At 72.2% G+C, this 14886-nt stretch carries 12 protein-coding genes; 4 read left to right on the top strand and 8 right to left on the bottom strand.

Translation table 11 applies throughout. The features are described 5' to 3' along the window. Positions 1 to 4: 4 nt before the first annotated feature. Together AC2RP6_RS22590 and AC2RP6_RS22585 are read right to left on the bottom strand one after the other, a co-directional pair. On the bottom strand, positions 5 to 1171 hold the full coding sequence (locus AC2RP6_RS22590) for an acyl-CoA dehydrogenase (protein ID WP_486447826.1): 1167 nt from the start codon (positions 1169 to 1171) through the stop codon (positions 5 to 7). Continuing rightward, on the bottom strand, positions 1171 to 2385 hold the full coding sequence (locus tag AC2RP6_RS22585; RefSeq protein ID WP_486447825.1) for an amidohydrolase family protein: 1215 nt from the start codon (positions 2383 to 2385) through the stop codon (positions 1171 to 1173). Before AC2RP6_RS22585 ends, AC2RP6_RS22590 begins: the two co-directional genes overlap by 1 nt. Before the next feature lie 194 nt (positions 2386 to 2579). On the opposite strand from AC2RP6_RS22585, the gene AC2RP6_RS22580 reads away from it, so the two are divergent. Together AC2RP6_RS22580 and AC2RP6_RS22575 are read left to right on the top strand one after the other, a co-directional pair. Then, positions 2580 to 4133 carry a class I adenylate-forming enzyme family protein gene (locus AC2RP6_RS22580; protein ID WP_486447824.1) on the top strand — a complete coding sequence of 518 codons (1554 nt, stop codon included), beginning with the start codon at positions 2580 to 2582 and terminating at the stop codon, positions 4131 to 4133. Between the two features lie 476 nt (positions 4134 to 4609). Continuing rightward, positions 4610 to 5089, top strand: coding sequence for a hypothetical protein (locus tag AC2RP6_RS22575; RefSeq protein WP_486447823.1), 480 nt, complete (start codon positions 4610 to 4612; stop codon positions 5087 to 5089). Positions 5090 to 5850: 761 nt separating this feature from the next. Here AC2RP6_RS22575 and AC2RP6_RS22570 read toward each other — a convergent pair. Both AC2RP6_RS22570 and AC2RP6_RS22565 read right to left on the bottom strand, forming a co-directional pair. Continuing rightward, positions 5851 to 7113, bottom strand: a complete 1263-nt coding sequence (locus tag AC2RP6_RS22570) for a zf-HC2 domain-containing protein (protein ID WP_486447822.1) — start codon at positions 7111 to 7113, stop codon at positions 5851 to 5853. Continuing rightward, positions 7110 to 7688, bottom strand: coding sequence for a sigma-70 family RNA polymerase sigma factor (locus AC2RP6_RS22565; protein ID WP_486447821.1), 579 nt, complete (start codon positions 7686 to 7688; stop codon positions 7110 to 7112). Before AC2RP6_RS22565 ends, AC2RP6_RS22570 begins: the two co-directional genes overlap by 4 nt. A 301-nt stretch (positions 7689 to 7989) precedes the next feature. Here AC2RP6_RS22565 and AC2RP6_RS22560 point away from each other — a divergent pair, with 301 nt between their 5' ends. Then, positions 7990 to 8508, top strand: a complete 519-nt coding sequence (locus AC2RP6_RS22560; RefSeq protein ID WP_486447820.1) for an EF-hand domain-containing protein — start codon at positions 7990 to 7992, stop codon at positions 8506 to 8508. Positions 8509 to 8940: 432 nt separating this feature from the next. Here the strand turns inward: AC2RP6_RS22560 and purU are convergent, their stop codons facing one another. Both purU and AC2RP6_RS22550 read right to left on the bottom strand, forming a co-directional pair. After that, a complete protein-coding gene (gene purU / locus AC2RP6_RS22555) occupies positions 8941 to 9825 on the bottom strand; it encodes a formyltetrahydrofolate deformylase (RefSeq protein ID WP_486447819.1) in 885 nt (294 codons plus the stop codon). A gap of 14 nt (positions 9826 to 9839) precedes the next feature. Next, positions 9840 to 10286, bottom strand: coding sequence for an SCO4402 family protein (locus AC2RP6_RS22550; RefSeq protein WP_486450408.1), 447 nt, complete (start codon positions 10284 to 10286; stop codon positions 9840 to 9842). A 196-nt stretch (positions 10287 to 10482) separates the two neighbouring features. Here AC2RP6_RS22550 and AC2RP6_RS22545 point away from each other — a divergent pair, with 196 nt between their 5' ends. After that, a complete protein-coding gene (locus AC2RP6_RS22545) occupies positions 10483 to 11772 on the top strand; it encodes an ABC transporter substrate-binding protein (protein ID WP_486447818.1) in 1290 nt (429 codons plus the stop codon). A 32-nt stretch (positions 11773 to 11804) separates the two neighbouring features. Here the strand turns inward: AC2RP6_RS22545 and AC2RP6_RS22540 are convergent, their stop codons facing one another. Together AC2RP6_RS22540 and AC2RP6_RS22535 are read right to left on the bottom strand one after the other, a co-directional pair. Beyond that, positions 11805 to 13100 (bottom strand): ferritin family protein, encoded by a 1296-nt coding sequence (locus tag AC2RP6_RS22540; RefSeq protein WP_486447817.1) that lies wholly within the window; start codon positions 13098 to 13100, stop codon positions 11805 to 11807. A gap of 401 nt (positions 13101 to 13501) precedes the next feature. Further along, on the bottom strand, positions 13502 to 14872 hold the full coding sequence (locus tag AC2RP6_RS22535; protein ID WP_486447816.1) for an NsdA family TPR-like regulatory protein: 1371 nt from the start codon (positions 14870 to 14872) through the stop codon (positions 13502 to 13504). Between the last annotated feature and the right edge of the window lie 14 nt (positions 14873 to 14886).

The raw sequence follows: 14886 nt of genomic DNA, 5'->3' as shown, positions 1-14886 counted from the left end.
CCGCTCACCGCCCCTTCGGGAGGCCGAGGATCCGCTCGGCGACGATGTTCCGCTGGATCTGCGACGTGCCCGCCGCGATCGTGTACGAGAGCGACGAGAGCCGGTCCAGGGTCCACTCCTCCTCCAGCGACAGCGACGCCGCCCCCAGGACCTCCGCCGCGGTGTCGTACAGCTCCTGGCGGGCGTGCGAGTAGGCCAGCTTGAAGACCGAGCCGCCGATGCCGGGGACCCCGCCCTGCGACCGCTGGGCCTCGCTCACGTTCCACTGGGTGAGCCGCCACAGCGCGCCGAACTCCCCGTACAGCCGGCCCAGCCGGCGCCGCAGCGCCGGGTCGTCCCAGCGGCCGTTCGCCTTCGCCGTACGGGCCAGCTCGCCCAGGGTCCGGCGGCAGGCGACGACCTCGCCGACGAAAGCGGTGCCCCGCTCGAACGACAGGGTGACCATGGTGACGCGCCAGCCGTCGTTCTCCGCGCCCACCCGGTCGGCGACCGGGACCCGCACCTCGTCGAGGAACACCTCGGCGAACTCCGTCGACCCGGCGAGCGTGCGCAGCGGCCGCACGGTCACCCCCGGCGCGTCCATCGGCATGGCCAGCCAGGAGATCCCGCGGTGCTTGGGGACCTCGGCGCTGACGGGCTGCGTGCGCACGAGCAGTTCGCACCAGTCGGCGACCTCCGCGTGGGAGGTCCAGATCTTCGACCCGGTGATCACGTAGTCGTCGCCGTCGCGGACCGCTCGCGTCCGCAGCGCGGCCAGGTCGGAGCCGGCGCCGGGTTCGCTGAAGCCCTGGCACCACACCTCGTCGCCGCGCAGTACGGGCGGCAGCCAGCGGGCCCGCTGTGCGGCCGTGCCCTCGGCGGCGATGGTCGGGCCGGCGTGCAGCAGCCCGACGAAGTTCGCGCCGACGTACGGTGCTCCGGCGCGCTCGGTCTCCTCCAGGAAGATCAGGTGCTGGGTGGGGGTGGCGCCGCGGCCGCCCGCGTCCACGGGCCAGTGCAGGCCGGCGTACCCGGCCTCGTACAGCCTGCGCTGCCAGCCCAGGTCGTAGGCGCGCCGGCCGGGCCAGTCGTCCGGGGACGGCCGGGCGGGCAGCTCGGGGAGGGTCTTGGCGAGCCACTCGCGCAGGCGGGCCCGGAAGTCCCGCTCCTCGTCGGTGTACGTCAGGTCCATCAGCGGCCCCTGTTCTCGGCCGGGTGCCTGTCCAGGTCCAGGCCGAGCATGCGGATGGCGTTGCCGCGCATCAGCTTGTAGACCGTCTCCTCGTCCAGCCCCTGCACGTGGTCGAGGGCGACCTCCTTGGTGTGCGGGAAGGTCGAGTCCACGTGCGGGTAGTCGGTCTCGAAGGTCGCGTTGTCGCGGCCGACGACGTCGAGCGAGGCGATCCCGTGCTTGTCGCGGAAGAAGCAGCAGAACATCTGCCGGTAGTAGTACGTCGACGGCGGCTCGGGGATCAGGTCGCGCACCCCGCCCCAGGCCCGGTGCTCCTGCCAGACGTCGTCCGCGCGCTCCAGGGCGTAGGGGATCCAGCCCATCTGGCCTTCGCTGTAGGCCAGCTTGAGCGTCGGGAACTTCACCAGGACACCGCTGAAGAGGAAGTCCATCATCGAGGCCATCGCGTTGTTGAAGCTGAGCGACGCCTGGACGGCGGGCGGCGCGTCCGGGGAGGCCGCGGGCATCTGCGAGCTGGACCCGATGTGCATGTTGACCACCGTGCCCGTCTCCTGGCAGACGGCGAAGAAGGGGTCCCAGTAGCCGGAGTGGATCGACGGCAGCCCGAGGTGGGTGGGGATCTCGGAGAAGGTCACCGCGCGCACTCCGCGGGCGGCGTTGCGCCGGATCTCGGCCACCGCCAGGTCGATGTCCCACAGCGGGATGATGCACAGCGGGATCAGCCGGCCGCCGCTGTCACCGCACCACTCCTCGACCATCCAGTCGTTGTAGGCGCGCACGCACGCGAGGGCGACCTCCTTGTCGTGCGCCTCGGCGAAGGTCTGCCCGCAGAAGCGCGGGAAGGTCGGGAAGCACAGGGAGGCCTCGACGTGGTTGAGGTCCATGTCCGCCAGGCGCGCCTTGGGGTCCCAGCACCCCTGGCGCATCTCCTCACGGGTGATGCCCTCCAGGGTCATGTCGTCGCGGTCGAAGCCGACGGCGGCGATGTTGCGCTTGTACGGGAACTTCAGGTCCTCGTAGATCCACCAGTCGGTCGGCGGGCCGTCCGGGTCCATGGTGATCACGTACTTGCCGCCGGTGTACTGGAGCTCACCGATGCCGGCCGTGAGCGCCTTGGGACCGCGGTCGCGGTACTTGGCGGGCAGCCAGACGTCGAACAGGTGCGCGGGCTCGATCACGTGGTCGTCGACGCTGATGATCCGAGGCAGTTCCATGGGCTCCCCAATCCGGTGCCAATCCGGCGCCAGTACCGTGCCGTGCCGTGCCGATGACATGCCGACGCCGTGCCGATCTGATGGATCGTCAGAAACAAGCTAGCCCCGCCACCCCTGGACCGACAAGCGTCGGCGCTCTACGCTCTGCGCCAGATCTGACTAACCGTCAGTTATTGGCCGAGGAGAGGTCTGGGATGACGGACACCGCGACCGCGACAGAACTGAGCCGCTCCCGCACCCTGTGGGAACTCATCGCCCGCCGGGCCGCACTCACCCCGGACAGCACCGTCCTCATCGAAGCGGCCGAAGACCCCGCCGCCGACCGCACCCTCACCTTCGGCCAACTGCGCGACCGCTCCGAACGCGTCGCCGCAGGCCTCCACGCCATGGGTGTCCGCCCCGGCACCGTCGTCGCCTGGCAGCTCCCCACCCGCATCGAGACCGTCCTGCTCTCCGCCGCCCTCGCCCGCATCGGCGCCGTCCAGACCCCCGTCATCCCCTTCTACCGCGACCGCGAGGTCGGCTTCGCGCTCCGCGAGGCCAAGGCCGACTTCTTCGCGACCCCCGGCGTCTGGCGGGGCCACGACTACCCCGCCATGGCCCGGCGGCTCGGCGCGCGCGGTGTCTTCGACGCCTACGACTCCCTCCCCGACGGCGACCCCGGCACACTGCCCCCGCCGCCCGCCTCCGGCACCGACGTCCGCTGGATCTACTGGACCTCCGGCACCACCTCCGACCCCAAGGGCGTCCTGCACACCGACCGCTCCCTCATCGCCGGCGGCTCCTGCCTGGCGCACGCCCTGCACCTGACCCCGTCCGACGTCGGCTCGATGGCCTTCCCGTACGCCCACATAGCCGGCCCGGACTACACCGTGATGCTGCTGCTGTACGGCTTCCCCGCCGTCCTCTTCGAGAAGTTCGCGATGCCGGACGCCCTGGACGGCTACCGCCGGCACGGCGTCACCGTCGCCGGCGGATCCACCGCCTTCTACTCCATGTTCCTCACCGAGCAGCGCAAGGCCCCGGACGTCCCCCTCATCCCCACCCTCCGCCTCCTCGCCGGCGGCGGCGCCCCCAAACCGCCCGAGATCTACCACGCGGTCGTCCGCGAACTCGGCTGCCAGCTCACCCACGGCTACGGCATGACCGAAGTCCCCATGATCACCATGGGCGCCCCGGACGACACCACCGAGAACCTCGCCACCACCGAGGGCCGCCCCCCGGCCGGCATGTCCATCCGCATCACCACCCCCGACGGCACCCCGCTCCCCCCGGACACCGACGGGGAGGTCCGCCTGCGCGGCGAGGCGGTCTGCCGGGGATACCTCGACCGGGACCAGTCCGCCGAGGTCTTCGACGCCGACGGCTACCTGATCACGGGCGACCTCGGCCACCTCACCCCGGACGGGTACCTGGTCCTGACCGGCCGCAGCAAGGACGTCATCATCCGCAAGGGCGAGAACATCTCCGCCAAGGAGATCGAGGACCTCCTCCACCGCCTCCCGGGCGTCGCGGACGTGGCCGTCATCGGCCTCCCGGACCAGACCCGCGGCGAACGCGTCTGCGCGGTCGTCGAACAGCCCGACGGAGCCGCCCCCCTCACCCTCGCCCAACTCACGGCCTACCTCCGCACGGAAGGCCTGGCCACCCACAAACTCCCGGAGCAACTGGAACTCCTCACCCCCCTCCCCCGCAACGAAGCCCTCCGCAAGGTCCTCAAGTACAAACTCCGCGAGCGGTACGCGTAGGGGGCGGCGGCGGGCGGCGGGCGGCGTGGCCTGCTGGGCGGAACCCCGGCGAGCGGAATCCACCGGGGCGGCATCAGAGACGTCCTGGGGTTTCCCGTCAGTCCCATCGTCTTCCGCGTCGGGCCGGCCCCTCAAGGGCGCTCCCTGCGGTCGCGTCGCTACGCGATGTCGCTGCGCTCCACCCTTGACCGCCCGTCCCGCCACGGAAAGTCGAGGACTGTCGGGAAGCCCCCAGAAGAACGGCCCGGGCCATCGATCAAGGGACGGGCACCTCAGCGACGCGAGCCGGTGGTTGGGGTGCGCCTCAGATCGCTACGCGCTCCTGCCAGGCGGCGTCCGCGAGCCTCTGGGGCTGGGCATAGGCCGCCATCGATCGCTACGCGCTTCTCCATCACGCGTCCGCAGGTCGTTCGGGGTGCGCATGTCCCCCCTACGGGCGATGGCACGGGCGACAGTTTCGAAGTAGCTTCAAAGTCATGAGCGCCGAGACCGCCGCTGTGAATTTCTCCGAGCTGGTCAACAAGAACAAGCAGACACTGGCCAGGCTGAAGGAATCCCCACGCCTCGTGCTGCACCGAAGAGATGGTGAGGATCTGGTCCTCACCACGGCTGCCAAGGCTGAGCAGGACCAAACCGTGGTGTCGGCCGCCACGCGAATGCTGTCAGCGATGGCGAGGCGAGAGCCCGGCAGCATGGAACTGCTCCTCGACATACTGCCTGAGGCGTTTCCCTGGGTTCGGTTCCTTCCAGAACCGGATGTCCACGCCTTCGCCGTCGAACTGGTCGACACCATGCGCGCAGCGGACTCGATCGGCAACCATGCGTCTGTCGCCCACATGCTCACCGCTTGGCAACACACAGCGGAGGTCCATTCGGACCCTGTGCTCTTGGCCGCACTGACTCAGGACCACGGAGCAGCCTACGGCCAGGCCCCGGACCCGAGGAACATGCATTGACGGCCGGTCGTGGCGACCGGACTGCGCCCCCAGCGCCGGCAGGACAGTGGGAAGTCCGCTTTGCCGACGCAGCATCAGCCAAGGGGTGGGAAGGTCTCACTCAGCAGGCCAAGGAGAACACGTACCGCGCCTGGCTGATCATGCGCACGGAACACCCAGGCCTGTGGTCGAGACGCCTCGACACCACCGCCTCAAGGGCACTCTGGCACACGGGACACGGCCCGTGACACATGCTGGATTACGTTCGCGGGTACGGGTCACCCACGGGCCACAGATGCCAGCCGCTGATGTCCGGCCCCAGACGGATCGCAGACGCGTGATCGAGGAGCGTGCGCGACAGATGGCGGTCTATGTCCAGCCGCAGGGGTTCGCTGACGCCGTCGTCGAGGAGCGCGTAGCGGTCGGTGGCGGCTTATGCCCAGCCACAGGGGTCTGCGGACGCCGTCCGGCAGGAGCGCGTAGCGATCTGGGGCGCACCCCGAGCACCGGCCCGCATCCGTGATCTGCCCGTCCCTGGAACGGAACGCCCGGCCCGTTCTTCTGGGGGCTTCCTGGCAGTCCTCGAATTTTCCGTGGCGGGACGGGCGGTCAAGGGTGGCCGAAGGCCATCACGAAGTGACGCGACCGCAGGGAGCGCCCTTGAGGGGCCGGCCCGACGCGGAAGACGATGGGACTGACGGGAAACCCCCAGCCCGGCTCTGATGCCGCCTCGGCGCATCCCGCTCACCCCGCCCCGCCCCGCCCGCCAGGGGACGCCCGCCCTACAGGCGGCTCAGGGACGCCGCCGCGAACAGGACGTCGCGGATCGCCTCGCGGTCGCCGTGCTGGCCCACCGCCGCGTCCTCCGGGGAGATGTGGCCGGCCGCCAGCTGGCAGAACTCGATGCCGTCCAGGGCGATCTCCGCCACCGTGCGGTCCGCCGACGGCTTGGCTCCCGGCGAGTCCAGTGCGATGTCCCAGCCGCCGCCACCCGCGCCCTCGATCTCCAGGTGCAGGGTCCGTCCGGGCGCGCCCGCCGCGACCAGGCCGCGCGCCGGGGCCGCCAGGCCCGCACGGCGGCGCTGGGCGAGTGCGCCCGGCAGCAGCCGCGCCGCCAGGTCGATCATGCGGTACAGGTGCGGGCCGGACGGGGGCTCGTACGGGTAGTCCACCGCGTCCGCGATGTCCGACGCGTGCACCCAGCACTCGAAGGCCCGCTCCAGGAAGGCGTCACCGAGCGGCAGCGCGAAACTGCCGTAGTCCACGGCGAGTTCGGCGACGCCGCGGCCCGCGAAGGACACGGTACGGACGAGCGTGTGGCCCTGTTCCCGCCACGGCTCGCGCACGTGGCGCGTCGTCGGATACGACGACGCGCCCCAGAAGTACTCCGTGCGTACGGTCGGGCCGCCGGGCGGCGCGTCCGACCCCAGCGGGTCGTCCAGCCCGAGGGCGGTGGCGATCAGCCCGTCGACGGTCAGGAGGTGACCGATCACGCCGGCCACCGTGGTCCGCTGCGACCGGCGCCGTTCCTCCTCGAACCACTTCAGGCGTACGGGGGTGTGCCACTCGGAGTCGCCGAAGTCCTGCAGCAGGGCGTCGAGCCGCGCGGTCTCGGTGTCGTACGGGCTCGCCCACCCCGGGACGGGAATGCGGGCGGGCCGCTTGCCGAGGCAGTCCTCCAGCACCCGCGAGCGCAGCAGCGGTTTGAGGTCGAGGGTCTCCTCCGGGTGCAGCAGTCCGACCGCGTCGCGCAGCCGGAGTGCCTCCTCCGCGCAGGGCGCGCATTCGGTGAGATGGTCCTCGACCGCCCGGGTCTCCTCGGTCGAGCAGGCGGCCAGCGCCCAAGCCCCGAGCAGGGACTTGAGCACGGCGTGCGAGGGCGGCGGCGACGGTGGCGACGACGGCGCCTCCGGCAGCGACAAGGGGAGCGGATGCGGCGCGTGGCCGGGGTCGAGGTCGTCGGCGGCCCCGCGCGGGCCCGGTATCCGGGCCTGGCCGCCGGGACGCTCGTATCCGTCGTCGGGCGACTGGGCGGGGCCGTTCATCGGGGTGTTCCGTATTCGCGCGGGCCGTGACCGGGCTGGGCGGTGTCCTCCTGCGGGAGGGCGTTGGCGGTCGACAGCAGCTGGAGCCCGAGCCGCAGCCTGCGGCGCGCCTCGTCCTCGCTGATCCGGAGGTCGGCGGCGGCCTGGCGGTAGTCGCGGCGCTTGAAGTAGGCGAGTTCGAGCGCGGCGCGCAGCGGCGCGGGCATGGAGGTCACGATGTAGTCCGCGCGGGCGGCGGCGTTCGCGCTGCGCACCTTCTGTTCCAGCTCTTCGCGGGAGCCCCGGCCCAGTTCGGCCTGGCGCAGCCGGGCCACTGCCTGGCCCTGGGTGATCCGGGCGACCCAGGAGCGCATGGAGCCCTGCTTGGGGTCGTAGGCGTCCGGGTTCTCCCAGATGTAGCCGAAGACTTCGCGGGTGATCCGGTCCGCCGCCTTCTCGTCGCCCAGGACGCGGTGCGCCAGGCTGTGCACGAGCGACGCGAAGCGGTCGTAGAGCTCACCGAGCGCGGCGGCCTCGCCGCGGGCCAGGCGCTGCTGCATGCGGCGGTCCCAGCGCGGTGGTACGTCCTTCGGCATAAGTGCCCCCAGCCGTGTGTCGACGCATCGAATGTAGTGGGCACATGGCGGATCGCGCCTGTTTTGGCCGAAGCTCCCCTCGGAAGTAGGCCCTCCGTGATAGGGGCGTTGCAGGGCGTGAACGGTGGTGCGGCACAAGGGGTATGGGTACACGCGTACGCGCCCCGCCGCGCTCCCCGTGCGCGGGTTCGATGCGGCCGCCTGCTTGACCGCTTCGCTTAACGTGCAGGCCAACTAGGCCGTACGCTCCTGCCTTGTCTTGATCTGAACCCCACGCACACGTGAAGGTGGAACGCCGCATATGGACAGCGCAGAATACGAGCGCAAGATCGCCGCCCGATTCGCCACCTTCGACCAGGACGGGTCCGGCTTCATCGACCGGGAGGACTTCAGCGCGGCCGCGAAGGCCGTCCTGGCCGAATTCGGTACCGCCGCACGGTCGGAGAAGGGCCAGGCCGTCTTCGGCGGTGCCGAGGCGTTCTGGCAGGGAATGGCCGGGATCGCTGACGTCGACGGGGACCAGCGGGTGTCCCGCGAGGAGTTCATCACGGGGGCGGCCAAGCGGCTGCGCGACAACCCGCAGCGGTTCGCGGAGATCGCGCGGCCCTTCCTGCGGGCCGTGATCGCGGTGGCGGACGAGGACGGACTCGGTGCGACGCCGCCGGCCGCGGCCCGGGTGCTGCGCGTCCTGGGGACCGCGCCGGAGCTGGCCGAGCAGGTGGCGCTGGGCCTCGACAGCGACGGCGACGGCCGCATCTCGGAGGACGAGATCCTGGCCGCGTTCGCGGGGTACTGCGGGGTGGAGGCCCCGGACGCGTAACGCCTGCGGCGGGCCCGCACGGGCCGGTCCGGCCGGGACCGCCCGGCCCGCCCGGCCCGGGCCTCCGCGGCCCTCACGGGCCGATCCGGGGCGGGTTCCGTGGGCCGGTACGCCGCGCCCCCTCGGCCTGCCCCGCCGGGGCGCCCGGCCCCCGGGGGTGCGCTCGTCCGTGGGGAGGATGCGCCGGGGCACCTGCGCATGAGGTCGCGCCACGCAGACGGGGGCGGCTTGCCATGCGGCCCGGACGGCCACCGTCCACGGACCCTGCGGCTACGGCACCTGGCAAGCCGGCCGGAAGACCGGCGGGCACGCCCGCACGGGCGCGCTCGGCCCGCACGGCCTCGCGGCCCGCAGGGCCCTGCGCGGGCGGGGCCCTCCGCGGTCGCAGGTGTCCGTGGCCGTGTCCGCGGCGCCGGTGCGGGGCGCGCGGGGTCAGGCGAAGACGACCGTGCGGGAGCCGTTCAGCAGGACGCGGTGCTCGCTGTGCCACTTCACCGCGCGCGCGAGCGCCTGGCACTCCACGTCGCGGCCGATCGCCACCAGCTGGTCCGGGGTGACCTCGTGGCCGACCCGCTCGACCTCCTGCTCGATGATCGGCCCCTCGTCGAGGTCGGCCGTCACGTAGTGCGCGGTGGCGCCGATCAGCTTCACACCGCGCGCGTGCGCCTGGTGGTACGGCTTCGCGCCCTTGAAGCTCGGCAGGAACGAGTGGTGGATGTTGATGATCCGCCCGCTCAGCTCCTTGCAGAGGTTGTCCGACAGGACCTGCATGTACCGCGCGAGCACGACCAGCTCGACGTTCTCGGCGCGTACGAGTTCCAGCAGCTGCGCCTCGGCCTGGGCCTTGGTGTCCTTCGTCACCGGGATGTGCACGAACGGCACGTCGTAGGAGGCGACGAGCTCGGCGAAGTCGGTGTGGTTGGAGACCACGGCCGCGATCTCGACCGGCAGGGCCCCGATGCGCGAGCGGAACAGCAGGTCGTTGAGGCAGTGCCCGAACTTGGACACCATCAGGACGATCCGCATGCGCTCCTCGGAGCGGTGGATCTCCCATTCCATCTTGAAGGACTCGCCGATGGCGGCGAAGCTCGCCCGCAGCTTCTCCACCGTGACCGCAGGCTCGGCCTCGAAGTGCACCCGCATGAAGAAGAGGCCGGTCTCCCGGTCTCCGAACTGCTGGCTGTCCACGATGTTGCAGCCGGTCATGAACAGGTAGCTCGACACGGCGTGCACGATGCCCTGCTTGTCGGGGCAGGACACGGTCAGGACGTACTGGGGCTGCTGCTGGGCCTGGGCCTCGTTGTGCGGGTCGCTCATGACCGCACAGCCTTTCACACCGCGCGGGTGAGGATCTTCAACACTTCGAGCGAGGTGGGCCGTACGTCCGGGTCGTCCCCGTCGGCCCGCGCCAGTCGTACGTGTGCCTCGCGCGCGGCGCGGACCGCCTCGGGCCACGCGTGGTGCTCCAGGTAGACGGATACGGGCGCGTCGGGGCCGACCTGGTGGAGGATGCGGAGCACGCGCAGCACGGCGAGGTCGACGAGGGCCGCCTCCTGCGAGTCGCGGAAGATCGTGCCGACGTACTTCTCGGCCGACCAGCTGTCGAGCCAGGTGTCCTCGACGAGCCGGTACACGGCGTCGGTGACGTCGCCGTACCCTTCGTCGCCGGCCAGCCAGGTGTCCTCGTGGAAGGCCGGATCGGAAAGCATGTGCAGCGCCGAGCGCACGTTGCTGCGCCAGCGCCACCACGGCATGTCGTTCAGGGGCATGCCGCCCATGGTGGAGGAGCGGCCGCCGCGTTTGGAAGAGTTCTTCGAACCTTGGGCGAATGTCACGCTTTCGATCGTACGTTCCCCTTCGATGCGATCTTGAAGCGCCCGCAAGGGACCGCACCCCCGCAATTCACCTCACCGTCACCGGATGTTGTGTCCATCTCACTCGACAGTTACCCGTGGGGCGGAATGGTGCATGGACATGACCATCTCGCGACGTGCAGCATCCCTCTCGCGCACCCTCGTGGCCACGGCGACGGGTGCCTGCCTCGTGGCCGGGTGCGGGACGCTCCCCGGCGGCTCGGGGGGCTCCGGGGGAACGATCACCGTCATGACCTTCGCGCCGGAGGAGACCAAGGCCACGAACATGCCGGGCATGACCGGCATGGCCAAGGCCTACGAGCGCTGGGTCAACGCCGGGGGCGGCATCAACGGCCACCGGCTCCGCGTGCTGACCTGCAACGAGAAGAACACGCCCAGCGGCGCCGCCGACTGCGCCCGCAAGGCCGTCGCGGAGAGGGCCGTCGCCGTCGTCGGCTCCTACAGCCAGCACGGCCGCGCTTTCATGGCGCCGCTGGAGGCGGAGGGAATCCCCTTCATCGGCGGCTACGGAGTCTCCTCCGAGGAGTTCCAGTCGCCGCTCTCCTATCCCGTCAACGGCGGCCAGCCCGTCCTGATCGCCGGCGCCGGCCACCAGCTGAGCCGCGCCTGCGACCAGGTGGCCCTGGTCCGCCCCGACACCCTCGCCGGGGACACCCTGCCGGTCCTGCTCAACGCGGGACTGCGCGCCAACAAGATGGCCGACGCCTCCGACATCCGGGCCGCCGAGGATTCCGCCGACTTCAAGCCGCAGGCCGGCGAGGCCATCGCGCACACCATCGGCACCGGCAAGGAGAAGGACAAGGAGAAGGGCTGCGTCACCGCCGTCCTCGGCGAGCGCACCGAGACGTTCTTCGACGCCTTCCGGCGCACCGAGCCGCAGCGCAAGAAGCCCCAGATCTCCTCCGTGCTGGGCAGCGTCAGCCAGTCCCTGGTGGACCGCACGGGCGGCCGGGAGAGCCCCTTCGAGGGCGCGTACCTCACCAGCTGGTACCCGGTGTCGTCCGACCCCCTCTGGGAGCCCATGCGCAAGGTCGTCACCGACTTCGCCTTCGGCGACGACACCGTCGACCCCGACGACAGCGGGGCGCAGACCACCTGGATCGCGTACACGGTCCTCGGGGAGATCGTGAAGCGCTTCGACGAGGGCGAGGGCATCGACGCGCGCAAGGTCAAGCGGTCGCTGAACGAGTCCCAGCCGGTGAAGACCGGCGGCCTCACCCCGGACCTGAGCTGGCGCTACCAGGACATGCGGGCCGTCGCCGGCTTCCCCCGCATCGTCAACGGGCAGGTCACCTTCCAGATCGTCCGGTCCGGGCGGCTCGTCGCGCAGCCGGGCGAGCAGCCCCTGGACATGACACCGACCCTGGTGCAGGCTCCGCGCACGGCCTGACGGGCCCGCGGCACGCGCCCGTCACGCGCGGGTCAGAGCTGGGACTTGTCGCGCTTGGTGAGGCCGTACTTGGCCGCGATCGTGTTCCACATGGTCGCGGCCGACTCCTTGGCCTTGGTCGCCTCGCCGCTCGACTTGTTGCCGTCGGAGGCGTTCTTGGTGGCCTTGGCCTTGCCGTCCTTGCACTTGTCGTCCTCCACGTCGTCCGCCCAGGCGGCGTAGCTGTTGTCGGCGTCCGCCGAGGCCTGCCAGGCCTTGGTCAGGGCTGCGGACAGCCGGGCGTGGTCGGGAAGTTTGTCGATCTTCAACTCCTGCAGGCGCGTGATCAGTTCCTCGCGCTGACGGGCCGCGTCGCGCAGGTCCGAGGACGCCTGGTCGAGGTTGGCGCAGCCCTTGATGTCCTCCACAGCCTTGATCACCGAGGCCCGGCTGTCGTTGCTGTCCGCGAGGAGCTTGTCCAGCTGGACGGCCTGCGGGCGGGCCGGGTCGACCGGCGCCTCGCCGGCGGGCGCGGCGGAGCCGCCGCCTGCGGTGGGCGCGGCGGGGACGGCGCCGGGGTCGTTGTTCTGCGGCTTGCCGTCGCCGAGCAGCGAGCCGACGCCGAGGCCGACCACGGCGAGGCCGATGACGACGGCGCCGATGATCGCGGGCGAGACCTTGCGGGACGGCTCCGGCGGCGGGGGCGGGGGCGGGGCGTACTGCTGCTGGAGGTGCGGCTGCGGGTGCGGCTGCTGCCGGCGCGGGTGCGGGGGCCGCGGCGGGCGGCCGCGCAGGACGGGTTCCTGGACCGGCGGGAGGTGCTGGGTGTGGCCGGCGGAGTCGTCACCGCGGAAGAGGCCGTCGAAGCCCTCGACGCCGGAGGCCGCGGGGGTGGGGGCCGCGGGCACGGGCGGTATGTACTGCGTCGCGGCTTCCTCGTGCCCGGGGGTGGCCGGGGCCGCCGGCACCGGCGGGATGTACTGGGTCGCCGCCTCCTCGGGCCCGGGGGTGGCCGGGACGGGCGGTACCGGCGGGATGTACTGCGTCGCCGCCTCGTCGTGGCCGGCGCCGGCCGGGACGGGCGGGATGTACTGCGTGACGGCCTCGGGCAGGGGCGGGTAGCCGTAACCGTGGGGTGCGCCGGGGCCGTCGTAGCCGGGGCCGACCACGTGCCCGGGTCCGGCGTCCGGGGCGGGGTACGCCTGCGGGTAGCCGTAGGCCGCACCGGGGTGCGGCTGCTGCGGCCGGGGCGGCTCCGGCTGCTCGGGGTACGCCGGATACCCGGACGCCGGGTCCGGGTCCCACGGGCCACCGGGCTGCGGTGCGCCCCCTTGTCCGCTCTGCGTCACCGGGACTCCTTCTCCGACTCGCCCGACCGTACGGAACGTCCGGCAACGCTACCTGCTCGCGCGGCGGAGCGGGGGCGGGGCCCGTGGAGCCGCGGACGTCGGCCCCGGCCGACGCCCCCGCCCACCCGCGCCCCCTCCTGGGCCCTGTCGTCAAAGTTGCACCTGGCCCGCGGCGCCCGGCACCGCACCTCGCCGCGTTGTCGGGGCGCCCCAGTACGTCCAGTACTCGGGCGCCCCTCCGCCTTGCGATGCACGGCACCGGCCACCGCGGGCCTGACCGGCGCCACCTTGACGACAGGACCTACCGGCCGTCGCCTCCTCCGGCGCTCTCGGCCCCGGCGGCAGGCTCGCGCGGCGCGCCCCGGTCGCCAGCTCGGACGGCGGGCGCTCAAGCGGCGGGCTCAGGCGACCCGGGCGGCGAATTCGCGGACCGCGGCCTCCTCCCGGTACGGGGCCAGGCGGGTCCGGAAGTCCTCCAGGTACTCAGCCCCCCGGTTGGAGCGCAGTCCCTCCAGGAGTTCCGCCGCCTGCGTCGCCGTGCGGCAGCCCTGTTCCAGCTCGCGCTGCTGCACCTGCGCCGCCGCCAGCAGCAGCAGGCCGATGGCCCGGCGGCGGGCCTTGCCCGCCGGGAGGCCGCGCAGGGCTTCCTCCGCCTGGCGGGCCGCCGCTTCGCCCTGCCCCAGGTCCCGGTAGCAGTGCGCCAGTTCGTCCGCGAGGTACGCCTCGTCGAAGTGGCGGATCCACACCGGGTCGTCGCCCGACTCCGGCTCCGCCCGCTCCAGTGCGCTCGCCGCCCGCGCGGACAGCACGCCCGTCGCCCGGGCGTCGCCCAGCAGCGCGTGCCCGCGCGCCTCGGCGGCGTAGTACATGGCCTCCACCCGCGGGGTGACCTGGCCTCGCGTCCCCTCCTGGGCGGCCCGCGCGAGCTGTGCGATCTCCCGCGGGTTGCCGAGTTCGGCGGCGAGGTGGCTCATGGACGCCGCCAGGACGTAGCCGCCGTACGCGCGGTCGCCGGCCGCCTGGGCCAGCCGTAGCGCCTGGATGTAGTAGCGCTGCGCCAGGCCCGGCTGGCCCGTGTCGACCGCCATGTAGCCGGCGAGTTCCGTCAGCCGGGCCACCGCCGCGAACAGGGCCCGCCCGACGGACTCCCGGTAGGAGCCGCCGATCAGGCCGGACACCACCGAGTTGAGGTAGTGCACGACCACCGGCCGTACGTGGCCGCTGCCGAAGCGGTGGTCGAGGTCCTTGAGGGCCTCGGTGGTCGCCCGTACCGCCTCGACGTCGGACATGCCGACGCGCGAACCGCCGCTGCGGGCCACCTGGGTGTCGGCGCCGGTGATCAGCCAGTCGCGGCTCGGCTCGACCAGCGCCGACGCGGCCACGCTGGACCCCACGAGGAAGTCTCGGCGGCCGACGTCGCTGCGCCACAGCTCGCAGACCTGCTCGATCGCGCCGACGACGGTCGGGGAGAACTGCAGGCCGACCCCGGAGGCGAGGTTCTTGCCGTTGGCCATGCCGATCTCGTCGATGGTGACGGTCCGGCCGAGTTTGCGCCCGATGGCCTCGGCGATGATCCCCGGCGCCCTGCCGCGCGGCTGCTGGCCGCGCAGCCAGCGGGCCACGGAGGTCTTGTCGTAGCGGAGATCGAGGCCGTGTTCGGCGCCGCACATGTTCACGCGCCGGGCGAGCCCGGCGTTGGAGCACCCGGCTTCCTGGATGAGCGCCTGCAGCCGTTCGTTCGGCTGGCGGGCGACGAGAGGCCTGGCTGCCATGAAAACCCCCTGCT

It is taken from the genome of Streptomyces sp. WAC03905 (assembly GCF_057371075.1).
The sequence above is the reverse complement of the archived record's forward strand: the minus strand, read 5'-3'. Positions and strand labels throughout refer to the sequence as shown.

Bases quoted from the DNA above. Each gene is read 5' to 3' on its own strand.
- AC2RP6_RS22590 (WP_486447826.1), bottom strand. From the start codon at position 1,171: ATGGACCTGACGTACACCGACGAGGAGCGGGACTTCCGGGCCCGCCTG.
- AC2RP6_RS22585 (WP_486447825.1), bottom strand. From the start codon at position 2,385: ATGGAACTGCCTCGGATCATCAGCGTCGACGACCACGTGATCGAGCCC.
- AC2RP6_RS22580 (WP_486447824.1), top strand. From the start codon at position 2,580: ATGACGGACACCGCGACCGCGACAGAACTGAGCCGCTCCCGCACCCTG.
- AC2RP6_RS22575 (WP_486447823.1), top strand. From the start codon at position 4,610: ATGAGCGCCGAGACCGCCGCTGTGAATTTCTCCGAGCTGGTCAACAAG.
- AC2RP6_RS22570 (WP_486447822.1), bottom strand. From the start codon at position 7,113: ATGAACGGCCCCGCCCAGTCGCCCGACGACGGATACGAGCGTCCCGGC.
- AC2RP6_RS22565 (WP_486447821.1), bottom strand. From the start codon at position 7,688: ATGCCGAAGGACGTACCACCGCGCTGGGACCGCCGCATGCAGCAGCGC.
- AC2RP6_RS22560 (WP_486447820.1), top strand. From the start codon at position 7,990: ATGGACAGCGCAGAATACGAGCGCAAGATCGCCGCCCGATTCGCCACC.
- purU (WP_486447819.1), bottom strand. From the start codon at position 9,825: ATGAGCGACCCGCACAACGAGGCCCAGGCCCAGCAGCAGCCCCAGTAC.
- AC2RP6_RS22550 (WP_486450408.1), bottom strand. From the start codon at position 10,286: ATGGGCGGCATGCCCCTGAACGACATGCCGTGGTGGCGCTGGCGCAGC.
- AC2RP6_RS22545 (WP_486447818.1), top strand. From the start codon at position 10,483: ATGACCATCTCGCGACGTGCAGCATCCCTCTCGCGCACCCTCGTGGCC.
- AC2RP6_RS22535 (WP_486447816.1), bottom strand. From the start codon at position 14,872: ATGGCAGCCAGGCCTCTCGTCGCCCGCCAGCCGAACGAACGGCTGCAG.